Source organism: Microbacterium sp. F01, assembly GCF_056156365.1.
Genome location: NZ_CM149592.1, coordinates 102,672 through 116,533, shown reverse-complemented (window position 1 = coordinate 116,533; position 13,862 = coordinate 102,672). Strand labels below are relative to the sequence as shown.

Sequence of the window (13,862 nt, the reverse complement as noted above, 5' to 3'; positions counted from 1 at the left end):
GTCAGCCGAGGCCCTGGCGCTCCTCGTCCGCACCGGGCGCGGCGTCGCCGGCCACCGGCTTCGACGACAGGCCCACCGAACCCGCGCCCGGCGCGTTCGACAGGGCCGCGGCAACGGCGACCGACTCGTCGACGTCGGGGTACTGCGGGCGCAGCTGCACGGGGGCGCGTCGACGCTGCTCGCGCTTGGCCTTGCGGGAGGCGGCCCACAGGTTGAGTGCCTCGACGAAGATCGCGAACGCCATCGGGCCGTAGATGAACGCCTTGTCGATGTGGAAGCCGAAGCCCTCGGCGACCAGGAACACACCGATCAGCAGCAGGAACGACAGCGCGAGCATCTTCACGGTGGGGTGCTTGTTCACGAACGCGAAGATGTAGCGCGATGCGAAGAGCATGATGCCGAACGACAGCACGACGACGGTGATGATCACGACGAGGTTCTCGGTCATGCCGACCGCGGTGATGACCGAGTCGAGCGAGAAGACGAGGTCGAGCACGAGGATCTGCGCGATGACCGACCCGAACGTGATGCTCTTTCCCCCGCCGGCGCCGTGCTCCTCCTCGGCGCCCTCGAGCTTGTGGTGGATCTCGGTCACCGCTTTGTAGACCAGGAAGAGGCCACCGGCGATCAAGATGATGTCCTTCCACGAGAAGCCCAGCTCCCCGATGAAGAACACCTCCTCCTTGAGGGTGACGATCCATCCCGCGAAGAGCACGAGGATGACACGCATGACCATCGCGAGCGTGAGTCCCAGATTGCGGGCTTTGGCCTGCTGCTCCTTGGGGAGCTTGGACGCGAGGATCGAGATGAAGATGACGTTGTCGACGCCGAGGACCACCTCGAGGACGAACAGCGTCAGGAACACGGCGATCAGATCGGGCGTGAAAGCGAAGGAGAAGTCCACGGGGCAATGCTAGAGGGGATGGATGCCGCCACCCGGCGTGTGGCCCGGCCCACGGCGTCCATCCCCTGCATACGGCAACCGGCGAACTCAGTCGAGGATCTCCCGAAGGCGCGCGGCGAAGCCCGCGGGGTCGCCGGGATACCCCGGCTGATCCGCGAAGCCGCCGTGATGGCTCGGGAAGTCGGCGACCGGCCGATCGAGCATCGCGGCGACTCCGCGGGCGCCGCGCGCGGGCAGCGTGTCGCCGGACTCCACGCCCGCCGCGATCACGAGCCGGTCACCCAGCCCCCGCAGCCGGTCGGCGTCGACGCGGTAGACGATGGTCGCCGGCATGTTCCGCAGCAGCGGATTCGTGCGCGTGCCGTCGTCCTCCGACGACATGCCGAACATCGCGGGGTCGGGCGCCGGCTGGTCGAGATAGTCGTCGGGCACCGGGCCGTCGAGCATGACGAACGGGATGAAGGTCGCCATGGCGGCGCCGTCCCCCTGCTCGGCGTACGTGCGCTTCATATGGGCGACCACGGCGAGCACCGCGTCCCTGTCGGGGAGCACCTCCGCGAGCGGCGGCTCGTGCACAACGGCGATCCGCACGTCCTCGGGGTGCGCCGTGACCAGCGCGAGCAGGTTGACCGCGCCGCCACTGGTGCCGAAGGCATCGACGGGGCCGCAGTCCAGCGCCGCGATCACGCGATGCAGATCCGCCGCGTGCTGCTCGACGGTGATGTCGGCCGTGCCCACCGGGTTGCGCCCGGCGCCGCGCGGGTCGTAGGTCACCACGGGGCGATCCGCGAACTGTCCGGCGAGCTGAGCCAGGCCGCCCGCGTCCATCGGCGCGGCGAAGAGGAACAGCGCCGGCCGCTCGGCGGTGGCCGCTGTCAGATCCCCGTGGATGTCGTACGTGATCGCGTCCTCGCCCGCTCCCACGACGTGGGTGGCGACGGTCCGCTCGACGGTGTTCTCGGTCATCTCGGCTGTGCCTCCGACTCAGACCTGCGCCAGGACGCCCTCGAGGCGCGAGTAGCTGGCCTCCATGCCGTCGGTCATGCCAGTGGCCAGGACGATGTCGCGCGTCTCCTTGTCGGGGTACTCGATCAGGAGCGTGATGAGGGTGGCACCGTCCTCCTCGTAGAGGTTCAGGTCGTTGAGCGTGGACGGGTAGTCGGTGCCCGTCATGTGCTCGGTGGTGACGGCGCGGCGCGGTGCCTCGGACAGCACCGTCTCGCCGTCGAATCCGAAGGTCTCACCCTCGGTGCCTTCGGTCGGCTCCCACTCGTACTGGTACGTGCCGCCGACCGCAGGGTCGACCTCGCATACCGACATGCGCCAGCCGTCGGGGCCGAGCATCCACTTCTCGAGCAGCTCGGGCTCCTGGTGGGCGCGCCACACGAGGTCGATCGGGCCCTCGATGAGTCGCGTGATGCGCACGTGGGTGTCGTCGAGGATCTCGGTCTGCGTGCCCTTGCCGGCGGAGTAGGCCCGGAGCCCCTCGAGCACACGGTCGAGCTGGTTGATCGCCATCGTCGAGCCCTCGACCGCGCCGAAGTCGACGACCTGCTGGAGGGCGTCGGCCGACGCGAAGTGCGACACGTTGACCATGCGCGAGCCGGTCTCGGTCGGCTCGAACGTGAAGACCACCCGCATGACGGGCATGCCCTCGAGCGGGGCGCCGTCCTCGTTGGCGAAGTTGTCGAGCACCGTGAAGCTGCGGGGCGCGTCGATGTCGAGGAACTCCCACGAGCCGTAGGACTTCTCGCCCTGCGGGCTCGTCATGTAGTACACGGCCTTGCCGCCGACTTCGAGGTCGAAGGTCGGGAAGCTCGCCGGCCAGCCGGGAGGGCCCCAGAACCGCTCGAGCTGCTGAGGATCGGTGAAGGCCTCCCACAGCCTGTCGACCGGAGCGGCGAAATCTGCCGTCAGCGTCAGGGTGAGCGCTTCCGGATCGGTGGTGACGTCGGTGACGGGCATCGTCATTCTCCTTCGTTACTGCGGTGGTCGTTCTTCGGTTCTTCGGGGGCGCCGGGAGTGCCGGCGGGTTCGGCGAGCAGGGCATCGAGCCGGTCGATGCGTGCGCGCCACAGTTCCTCGTAGCGGGCGAGCAGTGCGCGAGCGCGGGCGATCATCTCGGGGTCCGCCCGGACGAGACGCTCGCGCCCCTCGGCGCGCTTGACGATGAGGCCTGCGGCCTCGAGCACGGTGACGTGCTTCTGCACGGCCGCGAACGACATGTCATATTCGCGGGCGAGCGCCGAGACGGAGTACTCGCCGGAGAGCGTCCGACGCAGGATGTCGCGCCGGGTCGCCGCCGCGAGTGCGTGGAACACGCGGTCGATCTCGTCATCGCTGAGCTCAATTCCTACAACCATTTGGTTGTAGGTTACGACGGGGATGCAGCATCCGTCAACCCCGTCTTCAAGACGGGGCTCGCCGAGCCCGGCCTCTTCCACCTGGCTAGGAACCTGGCTAGAATCCACCCATGGCGGCGTACAACATCCTCGAAGCGCGCAACAATCTGTCGCGCATCATCGCGTCCGTCGAGTCGGGAGCCGAAGAGGCTGTCATCATGCGGCGCGGCAGGCCGGTGGCGAAGATCGTGCCGGTGACGGACGATGAGCCGGCGCGCCATACCGGGGCGTCGATCGTCGCGTGGCTCGAAGCGAATCCTCTCCCACACGGAGTCGGTCGGACTCCCGATCAGATCGAGGCAGACATCCGCGAAATGCGCGAGGCGGGGGCGTGATCTACCTCGATGCTTGCATCGTGATCTACGCGACCGAACACCAGGGCGGCCTCGGGCGTCGAGCACGCGCGCAACTGGCGGCCGCGGCCTCGACGTCGTTCGCGATCAGTCCCCTCGTGATTCACGAAGTACTCGTCGGCCCGATTCGCCGGGCCGACCGTCGACTTCTCGAGGTCTATGACGCCCGGTTCCAGGATTACGCGACAGTCGATCTCGACCTGCCCGCCTACGTCCGCGCGGCCGAACTCCGCGCAGCTGCTCCCGGCCTGAAGACTGTCGACGCCCTGCATCTTGCCGCGGCACAGCTCGCCGGCTGCACCGCACTGTGGACCAACGACAAGCGCCTCGCAGCGTCCGCCGGCACCTTCGCGGTCGACGTGATGGGCGACTGAACGACTGACGCATGCTGCGGCCCGCGGCATCCGTCACGCCACTCCCGAGCCGAATAGACTTGTCAGGTCCGGCATCCCCGAATTTCTGGAGCTGAGCCGCGTGACCACCCCCTCTTCGACTTCCGTCGCCGACACCGTCTCGAATGCCGAGGCCACGCCCGAGAAGGAGCAGCCGTACGCGGCGCTCGGTCTCAAGCCCGACGAGTACGACAAGATCCGCGAGATCCTCGGCCGCCGCCCCACGTCGGGCGAGCTGGCGATGTACTCCGTCATGTGGTCGGAGCACTGCTCCTACAAGTCCTCGAAGATCTACCTCCGCAAGTTCGGGGAGAAGGTCTCGGACGAGATGAAGGAACGGCTCATGGTCGGCATGGGCCAGAACGCCGGCGTCGTCGACATCGGCGAGGGCTGGGCCGTCACCTTCAAGGTCGAGTCGCACAACCACCCGAGCTACATCGAGCCGTTCCAGGGCGCCGCGACCGGCGTCGGCGGCATCGTGCGCGACATCATCTCGATGGGCGCGCGCCCGGTGGCCGTCATGGACCAGCTGCGCTTCGGCGCGATCGACAACCCCGACACGGCGCGCGTCGTGCACGGCGTGGTCTCGGGCATCTCGTTCTACGGCAACTGCCTGGGCCTGCCGAACATCGGCGGCGAGACCGTGTTCGACGCGGTGTACCAGGGCAACCCGCTCGTCAACGCACTCGCGGTCGGCGTTCTCCGCCACGAGGACCTGAAGCTCGCCAACGCCACCGGCGCGGGCAACAAGGTCGTGCTGTTCGGCGCCCGCACCGGGGGCGATGGCATCGGCGGGGCGTCGATCCTCGCCTCCGACACGTTCGCCGACGGCGGCCCGACCAAGCGCCCCGCGGTGCAGGTCGGCGACCCGTTCGCCGAGAAGGTGCTCATCGAGTGCTGCCTCGAGCTGTACCGCGACGAGCTCGTCGAGGCCATCCAGGACCTCGGTGCCGCCGGCATCTCGTGCGCGACCTCCGAGCTCGCCGCCAACGGCGGATCGGGCATGCGCGTCGACCTCGAGAAGGTGCTGTTGCGCGACCCCACGCTCACGCCGGAGGAGATCCTCATGAGCGAGAGCCAGGAGCGCATGATGGCGATCGTCGCGCCCGAGAAGCTCGATGCGTTCCTCGAGGTCGTCGGCAAGTGGGACGTCGAGACGTCGGTGCTCGGCGAGGTGACCGGCGACGGCCGTCTGCAGATCTTCTGGCACGGCGAGCAGATCGTCGACGTCGATCCCTCGACCGTCGCGGTCGACGGTCCCGTCTACGAGCGCCCCGTGGCGTACCCGACGTGGATCGACGCGCTGCGCGAGGACTCGGCATCCGCCCTCCCGCGTCCGACCGACGCCGAGACGCTGCGCGAGCAGTTCACGAAGCTCGTCGCAAGCCCCAATCTCGCCGACACGTCGTGGATCACCAACCAGTACGACTACTACGTCATGGGCAACACGGCGCTGTCGTTCCCCGACGACGCCGGCATGATCCGCGTCGACGAGCACTCGGGTCTCGGCTTCGCCATCGCCACCGACTGCAACGGCCGCTACTGCCAGCTCGACCCGTACCAGGGCGCGAAGCTGGCCCTCGCCGAGGCATACCGAAACGTCGCCGTGTCGGGCGCCGAGCCGACCGCCGTCACCGACTGCCTCAACTTCGGCAGCCCCGAGAACCCCGAGGTCATGTGGCAGTTCTCACAGACCGTCGACGGCCTGTCGGACGCCTGCCTCGAACTCGGCGTCCCGGTCACGGGCGGCAACGTCTCGTTCTACAACCAGACCGGCGACCAGCCGATCTTCCCGACCCCGGTCGTCGGCGTGCTCGGCATCATCGACGACGTCGCCCGCCGCATCCCGTCGGGCTGGCAGGACGCCGGCGACAACATCTACCTCCTCGGTGTGACGTCGACCGAGCTCTCGGGCTCGCAGTGGGCGGGCACGATCCACGACCACCTCGGCGGACGCCCGCCGGCCGTCGACCTCGCCCAGGAGAAGAAGCTCGCCGAGCTGATCCACGCCGGTTCGCAGCAGTCGCTGATCGCGTCCGCGCACGACTTGTCGTCTGGCGGCCTCGCGCAGGCCCTCGCCGAGGCCACCATGCGCTTCGGTGTCGGTGCGCGCGTGTGGCTGAACGAGATCATGGAGCGCGACGGAGTGGATGCTGCGACCGCGCTGTTCTCGGAATCCACGGGCCGCGTCATCGTCTCGGTTCCCCGCGAGGACGACGTGAAGTTCCGCGGTCTGTGCGAGGGCCGCGGCTACCCGGTGCTGCGCATCGGCGTGACGGACGCGGCGGCCGACGGTGACGAGCCGGCACTCGAGGTACAGGGCCTGTTCACGGTCCCGCTCGCCGAGCTCCGCGACCTGTCGACCTCGACGCTGCCCGACGCGTTCGGCCCGATCATCGCCGAGCACACCGCCTGAGGGTCCCTAGGATAAGAACCATGGCGGCGGAAGACGACGAGTACAGCGGTTTCAACGACACCCGGCAGCGGCGCGTCAAGATCATCGCGTGGGTGACGATCGTCGCCCTCATCCTCGTCGGCGGCGGCGCCACCGTCTTCGCCCTTCTCTTCGGCTGAGGTCGCGGCGCGTGGCCGAGGTGTCAGCAGACTCCCGGCGACAATTGCGCTATATCGCGATTACCATGGCAGGGTGGAGCCCATCCTCCTCGTCATGTCGAGCCTGTGGTGGATCGCTCCGGCGGCCGCGGGCGCCGGAGCGGCGACCTATGCGGGCATGACGACGCGCAGCCGCCGGGCACGTCGCCTGGAGCTCGATGCCGCCCGTGCGGAGGAGTCGCAGGCGTACCGCGAGCTCGTCGCCGCGAAGGCGCGACTGCGCACCGCGCAGGCCGACCTGCTCACCGCGAAGTCGCGCTCCTCGCTCCCGCCCGCGCATGCCGCCGAAGCGCGACGCGAGCTTCAGGCCGCCAGGCAGGACGAGAAGACGGCGTCCCTGGCGCTCCGAGCCAGCCGCACGCGCGTCAAGGCCGGGTACGCCCAGTATCGCGCTGCCTCGTCCCGCGACCCGCTGCCGATCGAGCGCCTCTACGCCGCACACGACAGCGTCAACACCCGGTGGCTGGCGTACGAGACCGACGTCGACAAGGCGCTGGCGTATCCGCAGATGACCGACCCGCGGCATCCGGCCACCGTCGTCTTCCTGCGCGCACAGCGCGAAGCCCTCGCGAAGCGCCCGACCCTGCGCGACCGGGTGACGCCGCAGCAGTTCCTCGAGTACCGGGTCGCGGTGCGACACCTCGAGGCGACGTTCGCCGAGGCAGAGCGTCAGGCAGGCGTTCCCGGCACGGCTCGCCCGTCGTCGGCCGGGGCGACGGCCGCCGCGGGGCTCACTGCCGCGGCCGCGGTGCTCGCCGAGATCGCCGACCGCCTTCCCGCGCTGATCGCACGGATCCCCCCGCCCCGCGCGAGCGAGCCTCCTGCTGGCAGGGTGCCCTGAGCCGACCACGCGGCGGCGACCGGCCGTTAGCATGACAGTGTGCAGCAGTTCTGGGAGTTCGCGGGCAACTTCTGGTGGCTCGTCTTCCCGCTTATGGGCATCCTGGGCATGGTCGGCAATGCCTGGGAGCGTGGCGCGCGCATGCGCCACAAGCGCCGCCTCGAGGTGATGCACGCGAAGGCCGAGCTCAAGGCTGCTCAGGCCGCGGCGCGCGGCAAGCCGGTGGCGGCGGCATCCCTGCCTCCGATCACGGCCGCGACGGCGACCGCCGCGTCAGGACCGGGTGCGTCGGCGTCGCGTGAGACGCAGACGACCCAGCTCGAGCGCCTGTTCGCCGAGCACGACGCGGTCACCGCGCGCTGGCTGGAGTACGAGCTGGACGTCGCGAAGATCATCGCGTTCCCCGCCATGAGCGACGGACGGCAGCCGCTCACCGCCGCGTTCCTGCGCGCGAAGCGCATCGCCGACGGGCTGCGGCCCGCCTCGGCGAAGGCGCGGCTGCCGAAGGAGCAGCTCGCCGAGTACCGCAACGCGGTCGCCGACTTCGAGGTGGCGTTCGACGTCGCCGAGCGCGATGCGCGCCGCCTGCGCGACTCGTCGTTCACCGAAGACGAGCGCAAGCGCCTCAGTACCGCCAAGAAGCTCCTCACCGTCGCGATCGACGAGGCCGCGACGCCGGCCGAGCGCCAGCTCGCCTATCGTCGCGTCCGCGAGGAGCTCGATGGCCTCATCTCGATCTCCGACGAGGCCATCGAGGTGCTCGAGAACAAGGTCATGCTCGAGCTCGGGCCCGTCAGCTCCTCCACGACGACGGTGACGGATGCTGAGCCCCAGCCCCGCGCGGTGGCTCCGGCCTCGCCCGAACCTGAGCCCGTCGCCGAGCCTCTGCCCGCGCCGAAGCGCCCGAGCACGACGCCGCCTCCGGGAGCGACGTGGCCGGTGCCCTCGCGCACGAACGGCGATTCGCCGGGCCGCGTGACGCACCCCAAGCCCCACCGCTGACCTTCCGCCTCGGCGTCAGGCGGCGAGCTCGGGGTGGGCGTCGATCCAGCCGTCGATGCGGGCGAACCAGTCGAAGAGCCACGCGGCGCGGGCGTCCAGGTCGTCGGGAATCTCCGACCGCGGCACGCGCCAGGCGCGCATCGTGATGCCCTTGTCCATCGGCAGCTCGCGCCAGATGTCGCGCAGGGTGTGCAGCCGGTCGAGCCCGGTGTGCGCGATGAACACGACGTCGGCGTCGGGGGCGGCATCCAGTGCCGCGTGCATGCCGCCCGGCTGAGGCGCCATGACGTGCGTCATCGCCTCGGCACGTTCGGCCATCGCCTCGCGCCCGGCGTCGCGCAGCCGCTTGATACGGGAGCGGCGTCGTTTCGGGCTGACCTGACCGCCCTCGGGGAAGATGACGAAGGCGTCTTCTGGCCCCAGTCCGGTCGCGAGGTCACGCAACGCCGCCTCGACCGAGGCGCCGCCGCCCTTGCGCCCGTGGCCGAACCCCGACGGCACGATGAACCGCGCCGGAATGCGGTGCAGCAGGATGTCGATCGCGGGATCCCACTGCAGCGTGTACTTGAGCACGATCCGCGGCCGCCGCGCGACCTCGTTGAGCAGCGTGTGGATGAGGATGAACGAGTCGCCCGGACCGCCATGCCGGCTCGCCACCACGAGCGGGGTGCCGGGGGCGAACAGCGCCTCGAAAGCGGCGCGGCCGGTCGCAGCATCCGTTCCGTCCGAGCCGGTCGTGGTGATCGTGAGCCGCAGCACGCCGCCGAAGACCCAGAACAGGAGGCGCAGCGCCCATCCGCCGAGGCGATAGTGGGCGGTCACGAAGCCCGGCCGGCGCAGGGCGTAGCCGAACCCCGAGGCGATCCACAGTGCGAACAGCGCGATCACGAGCATCGCGTCCCACAGCAGGTACACGGTCACGAGCCACAGCACGCGCGGCAACCGGAACCGCCCGGGCACGAGCGACGTGAGCGCGAGGGCGACGAGCAGCCACAGCGGAGTGAGCAGCAGCATGACGAGCGCCGCCACGATCACGAGCGGAGCGAGAAGGATGCGGCGCACCCAGGTGGGCAGCATCCGCATCAGGTCTCCTCGTCGGCTCGGGGCGTTTCGTCTCGCTTCGCTCGCTCAACCCGCGGGGCGTCGCTCTGGGCGACCAGGCCGCGGTCCGTGAGGAAGGCGCGGCTGGCGTCGTAGGCGGCGTCGATGCGCCGGTGCACGGTGTCCATGCGGCGGTACGACATGAGCGAGTCGTCGCCGTCGAGCCCGCCGCCGCTCGGCAGCACGTGCAGCGCGACGCCCTCGGGGAGCGTCGCCACGTCGCGGGCGTAGCGGTGGCGGCGCGCGATCTCGAAGGCGACGCGCGCCGTGTCGACGGCGGACTTCGGAGCGACCAGCGGGGTCTCGATGCGGCCGACCTGCAGCACGTACACCGTGGTCGCGCCGACCTGCACCGCCTGCTCGATGGGGATCGAGTTGACGATCCCCCCGTCGATGAAATGCTCGTCGCCGATGCGGGTCGGTGGCAGGAGTCCCGGCACCGAGGCCGACGCCAGGATCGCCGGGATGAGCGGACCCGACTCGAAGACGTGCTCCGCGGCGCGCTCGATGCTCGCGGCGACGACCCGCAGCCGCACGGCGAGATCCTCGAAGGTCGTGTCCGCGCCGAGCGCCCGCTCCAGCAGGTGCTGCAGCGGCGCCGGCGAGTTGAGGTGCGTCTTCGTCTTCACGAGGCGCGTGAATTGCGCGAACAGCGAGTCGCCGTAGACCGCGTTGGCCTCGGGCGAAGTCCACGCGTCGAGCAGGCGCTCGATCACGGCGGGCGTCGGGTCGCTCGCGACGAGCGCGCCGTTGATCGCGCCGATCGACGTGCCCACCACGACATCGGGACGGATGCCGGACTCCAGCAGCGCCCGCAGCATCCCGATCTCGACGGCGCCGCGCACCCCGCCGCCGCCGAGAACGAAGGCCACCGTCATGCCCACACCCTATTGCGAGACTTGGCCTGGGCCGACCCGGCGTGCCCGATGCAATTCTCGTCCTGCGGTGTCCGGACATCGCACCCGACGGACGCACCCCGGGGCGCGCGACGCTGGGCGGGGAGTCAGGGGGTGAGGCTGTCGACCCAGTCGCGGTTGTCGGCGACCCACTCGGCCACGACCGGGCCGTAGTCGTCGCCGTCGTAGGCGCCGAACATGGCGTCCTCGAGCGAGTACAGCAGCTCGTTGTCCATGCGGAACTCCTCGAGCCACTCCGAGATCTCGGGGAACTCGCCCGCGAACGAGGTCGACGCCACCGTGTGGATGCCCTCGGCGTCGCCGAGCAGTCCGTCGGGGTCTTCGAGGTCCTTCAGCGGGAACGCGTTGTACGCCCAGTGCGGCCGCCAGAGGGTGACGGCGACGTCGCGCCCGGCATCCGTCGCGGCCTGCAGCTCGGTGAGCATCGCGGGCGTGGACGACGTCACGAACTCCATGCCCTCCAGGCCGTAGCCGGGGATCACGTCGTCCTGCGTGACGGTTACGAGCCCCGACCCCGCCTCGATGCCGACGAGGCGGTTGCCGAACACGTCGGCGTTCGCCGCGAGCTCGGTGAGCGAGTCGACGGGCGCGTCCTCGTTCACGGCGATCGTGAGCTTGGCCTCGTCGTTCCAGGCGCCGAGGTCGACGAGCTGGTCGCCGTACGTCTCCATGTAGTCCGCGTGCGTGAGCGGCAGCCACGTGTCGAGCGTCAGGTCGTAGTCGCCCTTCGCGATGCCGGTGTACGCGGCGGCGGGATCGGCGTACGCGAGGTCGACGGCGTACCCCTTCTCCTCGAGCACCGCCTTCCACAGCTCGGACGCGGCGATGCCCTCGTCCCAGCCGTTGAACACGGCGATCGTCAGGTGTCCCCTGTCGGAGCCCCCCACCCCCGTCTGCACGAGCGCGCCGTTGACGAGCAGGGCGGCGGTTCCGGCCAGGGCGAGGCCGGCGGCGATGATGCGTCGCTTGGTCATGTCGGTTCCTCCTGTCAGGCCGGGACGGGCTCGGGTCGCGGGGCTGCATCGTCGGACGGGACGGATGCTGCGTCCTCGGCCTTCGCCGACGCTGTCGAGGTCGCGGGCGCCGGGGTGGCAGCATCCGTCCCCCCGCTCGTGACGCCGGCGGCGCGCGGCGTGCGGGCACGCGGCTGCGAGAAGCCCGACGTGACGCGGTCGAGGATCATCGCCAGGATGACCACCGAGAGGCCGGCTTCGACGCCGAGGCCGATGTCGATGCGGCTGAGGCTCTGCACGACCTGGCCGCCGAGTCCGCCCGCGCCGACCATGCCCGCGATGACGACCATCGACAGGCTCAGCATGATGACCTGGTTGACGCCGGCCATGATGCTGGGGAGGGCGAGGGGCAGCTGGATCTGGCGCAGGATGCGGCCGGGAGAGGCACCGAAGGCGTGACCCGCCTCGACGATCTCGGGGTCGACACCGCGGATGCCCAGCTCGGTGAGTCGCACACCCGGCGCGAGCGCGAACGCGATGGTGGCGACCATGCCGGGCACGGGGCCGACGCCGAAGATGAGCATCGCGGGGATGAGGTAGACGAACGCGGGCATCGTCTGCAGGAAGTCGAGCACCGGCCGCAGCGTCTTCGAGACGCGATCGCTGCGCGCGGCCCAGATGCCGAGCGGCACGGCGATGGCGATCGCCACGACGGCGGCGAGGATCACAAGCGCGAGGGAGTCCATGGCGTTGGACCACTGACCGACCGCCACGATCACGAGGAGACCGAGCGCGCTGCCGACCGCGAGCACGAGGCCCTTCGACCAGTAGGCGAACGCGGCGATCACGAGGATCACGGACCAGAACGGCGGCGTCGACAGCGAGGCGTCGAGCCAGTCGTAGAGTCCGCGGAAGATCACGGCGACCACGTCGAAGAAGCCGCCGAGGGCGTCGATCACCCAGCGCACGCCGGTCTCGACGACATCGCCCAGGGGGAGGCGGAACAGGTCGGTCATCGCAGGGCTCCTTCCGCCGCGGGGACGGCGTCGAGCGCGCCGACCTCCGTCGGCGCCGCGGCGCGGCCCGCCGGCGCCGTGGTGGCCGACTGGTCCACGACCTCGAGGGTCTGGGTGATGACACTCGCGGGCACCGTGGCGGGTACGTCGATGATCGGGTTCTCGCGGGTCACGGGCGGCACGTCGCCGAGGGCCGCGAGCAGCGTGACGCGCGGGATCGTGCCGACGAGCCGGCCGGCGTCGTCGATCACGGCGACGGGCACCGGGCTCTCCACCGCGCGCTCGACGACATCGGTCAGTGGGTCGTCGACGTGGACGGCGGGCCGGCTGCCTCGAACGAGGGAGCGCAGGTCGGTGCGCCCGTCCTTGACGGCGCGGATGACAGCGCGGTCGGTGACCGAACCGAGGAACCGGCGGTTCTCGATGACCGACACCGAGCCGACCTGCAAGTCGCGCATGACGCGGAGGGCGCCCCGCACGCCGGCGCTGACCGGCGTCGTGGCGACCGGCGGCGCCATGACCGAGCCGGCCGTGAGCACGCGGGCGCGGTCGACGTCCTGCACGAACTGGGCGACGTAGTCGTTCGCGGGGTCGGTGAGGATCTCTTCCGGTGTGCCGTTCTGCACGATGCGACCGTCGCGCATCACCGCGATGCGGTCGCCCAGGAACATCGCCTCGTTGAGGTCGTGCGTGATGAAGACGATGGTCCGGCCGAGCTCGCGCTGCAGCTCGATCAGCTGCTCCTGCATCTCGCGCCGGATGAGCGGGTCGAGCGCCGAGAACGCCTCGTCCATGAGCAGGATGTCGGTGCCCGAGGTGAGCGCGCGGGCTAGCCCCACGCGCTGGCGCATACCGCCCGACAGTTCGTCGGGCATCGCGTCGGCACGATCGCCGAGCCCGACCTTTGCGAGGATCTCGCGAGCCCGCGCGCGGCGCTCGTCTCGCCCGACGCCCTGGATCTCGAGGGCGTACGCCGCGTTGTCGAGCACGGTGAGGTGCGGCAACAGTGCGAAGTGCTGGAACACCATCGAGATGGAACGCTGACGGATGCCGCGCAGCGCCTTGGCCGACGCCTTGGTGACGCTCTGCCCCTGCACGAAGACGTCGCCGGACGTGGGCGGAAGCAGTCCGTTGAGCATGCGCAGGACGGTGGACTTGCCCGAGCCGGACAGCCCCATGATCACGAAGATCTCGCCGGGCTGCACGGTGAAGCTCGCGTCGATCACCGCAGCGGATCCGGCGTCGGCGACGTCGGCACGAGTTGCGCCCGCGCGCAGGCGCTTGACGGCGTCTTTGGGGTTGCGTCCGAAGACCTTGAAGAGATTCCTCGCCTCGATGGCAGGCGGAACGGTCACTGTGCACCTCGGC

At 70.1% G+C, this 13,862-nt stretch carries 15 protein-coding genes; 6 read left to right on the top strand and 9 right to left on the bottom strand.

All coding sequences use genetic code 11. The features are described from left to right. Nucleotide 1: 1 nt before the first annotated feature. From ACVN90_RS00505 to ACVN90_RS00490, 4 genes are all read right to left on the bottom strand, one after another. The gene (locus tag ACVN90_RS00505) at nt 2-904 is read right to left on the bottom strand and encodes a TerC family protein (protein WP_475100206.1); all 903 of its coding nucleotides are present in this window, start codon (nt 902-904) and stop codon (nt 2-4) included. A gap of 87 nt (nt 905-991) precedes the next feature. Continuing rightward, nucleotides 992-1,870, bottom strand: a complete 879-nt coding sequence (locus ACVN90_RS00500; protein ID WP_475100205.1) for an alpha/beta fold hydrolase — start codon at nt 1,868-1,870, stop codon at nt 992-994. Nucleotides 1,871-1,888: 18 nt separating this feature from the next. Beyond that, the gene (locus ACVN90_RS00495; RefSeq protein ID WP_475100204.1) at nt 1,889-2,869 is read right to left on the bottom strand and encodes an SRPBCC family protein; all 981 of its coding nucleotides are present in this window, start codon (nt 2,867-2,869) and stop codon (nt 1,889-1,891) included. Nucleotides 2,870-2,871: 2 nt separating this feature from the next. Next, on the bottom strand, nt 2,872-3,267 hold the full coding sequence (locus ACVN90_RS00490; RefSeq protein WP_475102168.1) for an ArsR/SmtB family transcription factor: 396 nt from the start codon (nt 3,265-3,267) through the stop codon (nt 2,872-2,874). Nucleotides 3,268-3,377: 110 nt separating this feature from the next. Between ACVN90_RS00490 and ACVN90_RS00485 the strand changes: the two genes are divergently transcribed. The 6 genes from ACVN90_RS00485 (at nt 3,378) to ACVN90_RS00460 (ending at nt 8,507) form a co-directional block, all read left to right on the top strand. Further along, nucleotides 3,378-3,641 (top strand): type II toxin-antitoxin system Phd/YefM family antitoxin, encoded by a 264-nt coding sequence (locus tag ACVN90_RS00485; RefSeq protein WP_475100203.1) that lies wholly within the window; start codon nt 3,378-3,380, stop codon nt 3,639-3,641. Continuing rightward, on the top strand, nt 3,638-4,033 hold the full coding sequence (locus tag ACVN90_RS00480; RefSeq protein ID WP_475100202.1) for a type II toxin-antitoxin system VapC family toxin: 396 nt from the start codon (nt 3,638-3,640) through the stop codon (nt 4,031-4,033). Before ACVN90_RS00485 ends, ACVN90_RS00480 begins: the two co-directional genes overlap by 4 nt. A gap of 100 nt (nt 4,034-4,133) precedes the next feature. Further along, a complete protein-coding gene (gene purL, locus ACVN90_RS00475; protein ID WP_475100201.1) occupies nt 4,134-6,467 on the top strand; it encodes a phosphoribosylformylglycinamidine synthase subunit PurL in 2,334 nt (777 codons plus the stop codon). A gap of 20 nt (nt 6,468-6,487) precedes the next feature. Further along, entirely contained in the window at nt 6,488-6,625 is a 138-nt protein-coding gene (locus ACVN90_RS00470; RefSeq protein ID WP_181911767.1) for a hypothetical protein, read from the top strand. Nucleotides 6,626-6,698: 73 nt separating this feature from the next. Next, the gene (locus ACVN90_RS00465) at nt 6,699-7,505 is read left to right on the top strand and encodes a hypothetical protein (protein ID WP_475100200.1); all 807 of its coding nucleotides are present in this window, start codon (nt 6,699-6,701) and stop codon (nt 7,503-7,505) included. Nucleotides 7,506-7,544: 39 nt separating this feature from the next. Further along, nucleotides 7,545-8,507: a hypothetical protein gene (locus tag ACVN90_RS00460; protein ID WP_475100199.1), complete on the top strand. Its 963-nt coding sequence runs from the start codon at nt 7,545-7,547 to the stop codon at nt 8,505-8,507. A gap of 15 nt (nt 8,508-8,522) precedes the next feature. On the opposite strand, the gene ACVN90_RS00455 is transcribed toward ACVN90_RS00460, so the two are convergent. The 5 genes from ACVN90_RS00455 to ACVN90_RS00435 all read right to left on the bottom strand — a co-directional run bounded on the left by ACVN90_RS00455 (nt 8,523) and on the right by ACVN90_RS00435 (nt 13,849). Next, a complete protein-coding gene (locus tag ACVN90_RS00455) occupies nt 8,523-9,590 on the bottom strand; it encodes a 1-acyl-sn-glycerol-3-phosphate acyltransferase (protein ID WP_475100198.1) in 1,068 nt (355 codons plus the stop codon). Continuing rightward, complete coding sequence (locus tag ACVN90_RS00450) at nt 9,590-10,486, bottom strand: patatin-like phospholipase family protein (protein ID WP_475100197.1); 897 nt, start codon at nt 10,484-10,486, stop codon at nt 9,590-9,592. Before ACVN90_RS00450 ends, ACVN90_RS00455 begins: the two co-directional genes overlap by 1 nt. A gap of 125 nt (nt 10,487-10,611) precedes the next feature. After that, nucleotides 10,612-11,499, bottom strand: coding sequence for a glycine betaine ABC transporter substrate-binding protein (locus ACVN90_RS00445; RefSeq protein WP_475100196.1), 888 nt, complete (start codon nt 11,497-11,499; stop codon nt 10,612-10,614). A 14-nt stretch (nt 11,500-11,513) separates the two neighbouring features. Further along, nucleotides 11,514-12,494 (bottom strand): ABC transporter permease, encoded by a 981-nt coding sequence (locus ACVN90_RS00440; protein WP_475100195.1) that lies wholly within the window; start codon nt 12,492-12,494, stop codon nt 11,514-11,516. Next, complete coding sequence (locus ACVN90_RS00435) at nt 12,491-13,849, bottom strand: quaternary amine ABC transporter ATP-binding protein (protein ID WP_475100194.1); 1,359 nt, start codon at nt 13,847-13,849, stop codon at nt 12,491-12,493. The genes ACVN90_RS00440 and ACVN90_RS00435 overlap by 4 nt, the downstream gene beginning before the upstream one ends. Nucleotides 13,850-13,862: the final 13 nt, after the last annotated feature.

Coding starts and splice junctions, on each gene's coding strand:
- ACVN90_RS00495 (WP_475100204.1), bottom strand. CDS start 2,869: ATGCCCGTCACCGACGTCACCACCGATCCGGAAGCGCTCACCCTGACG.
- ACVN90_RS00440 (WP_475100195.1), bottom strand. CDS start 12,494: ATGACCGACCTGTTCCGCCTCCCCCTGGGCGATGTCGTCGAGACCGGC.
- ACVN90_RS00450 (WP_475100197.1), bottom strand. CDS start 10,486: ATGACGGTGGCCTTCGTTCTCGGCGGCGGCGGGGTGCGCGGCGCCGTC.
- ACVN90_RS00470 (WP_181911767.1), top strand. CDS start 6,488: ATGGCGGCGGAAGACGACGAGTACAGCGGTTTCAACGACACCCGGCAG.
- ACVN90_RS00455 (WP_475100198.1), bottom strand. CDS start 9,590: ATGCGGATGCTGCCCACCTGGGTGCGCCGCATCCTTCTCGCTCCGCTC.
- ACVN90_RS00490 (WP_475102168.1), bottom strand. CDS start 3,267: ATGGTTGTAGGAATTGAGCTCAGCGATGACGAGATCGACCGCGTGTTC.
- ACVN90_RS00500 (WP_475100205.1), bottom strand. CDS start 1,870: ATGACCGAGAACACCGTCGAGCGGACCGTCGCCACCCACGTCGTGGGA.
- ACVN90_RS00445 (WP_475100196.1), bottom strand. CDS start 11,499: ATGACCAAGCGACGCATCATCGCCGCCGGCCTCGCCCTGGCCGGAACC.
- ACVN90_RS00485 (WP_475100203.1), top strand. CDS start 3,378: ATGGCGGCGTACAACATCCTCGAAGCGCGCAACAATCTGTCGCGCATC.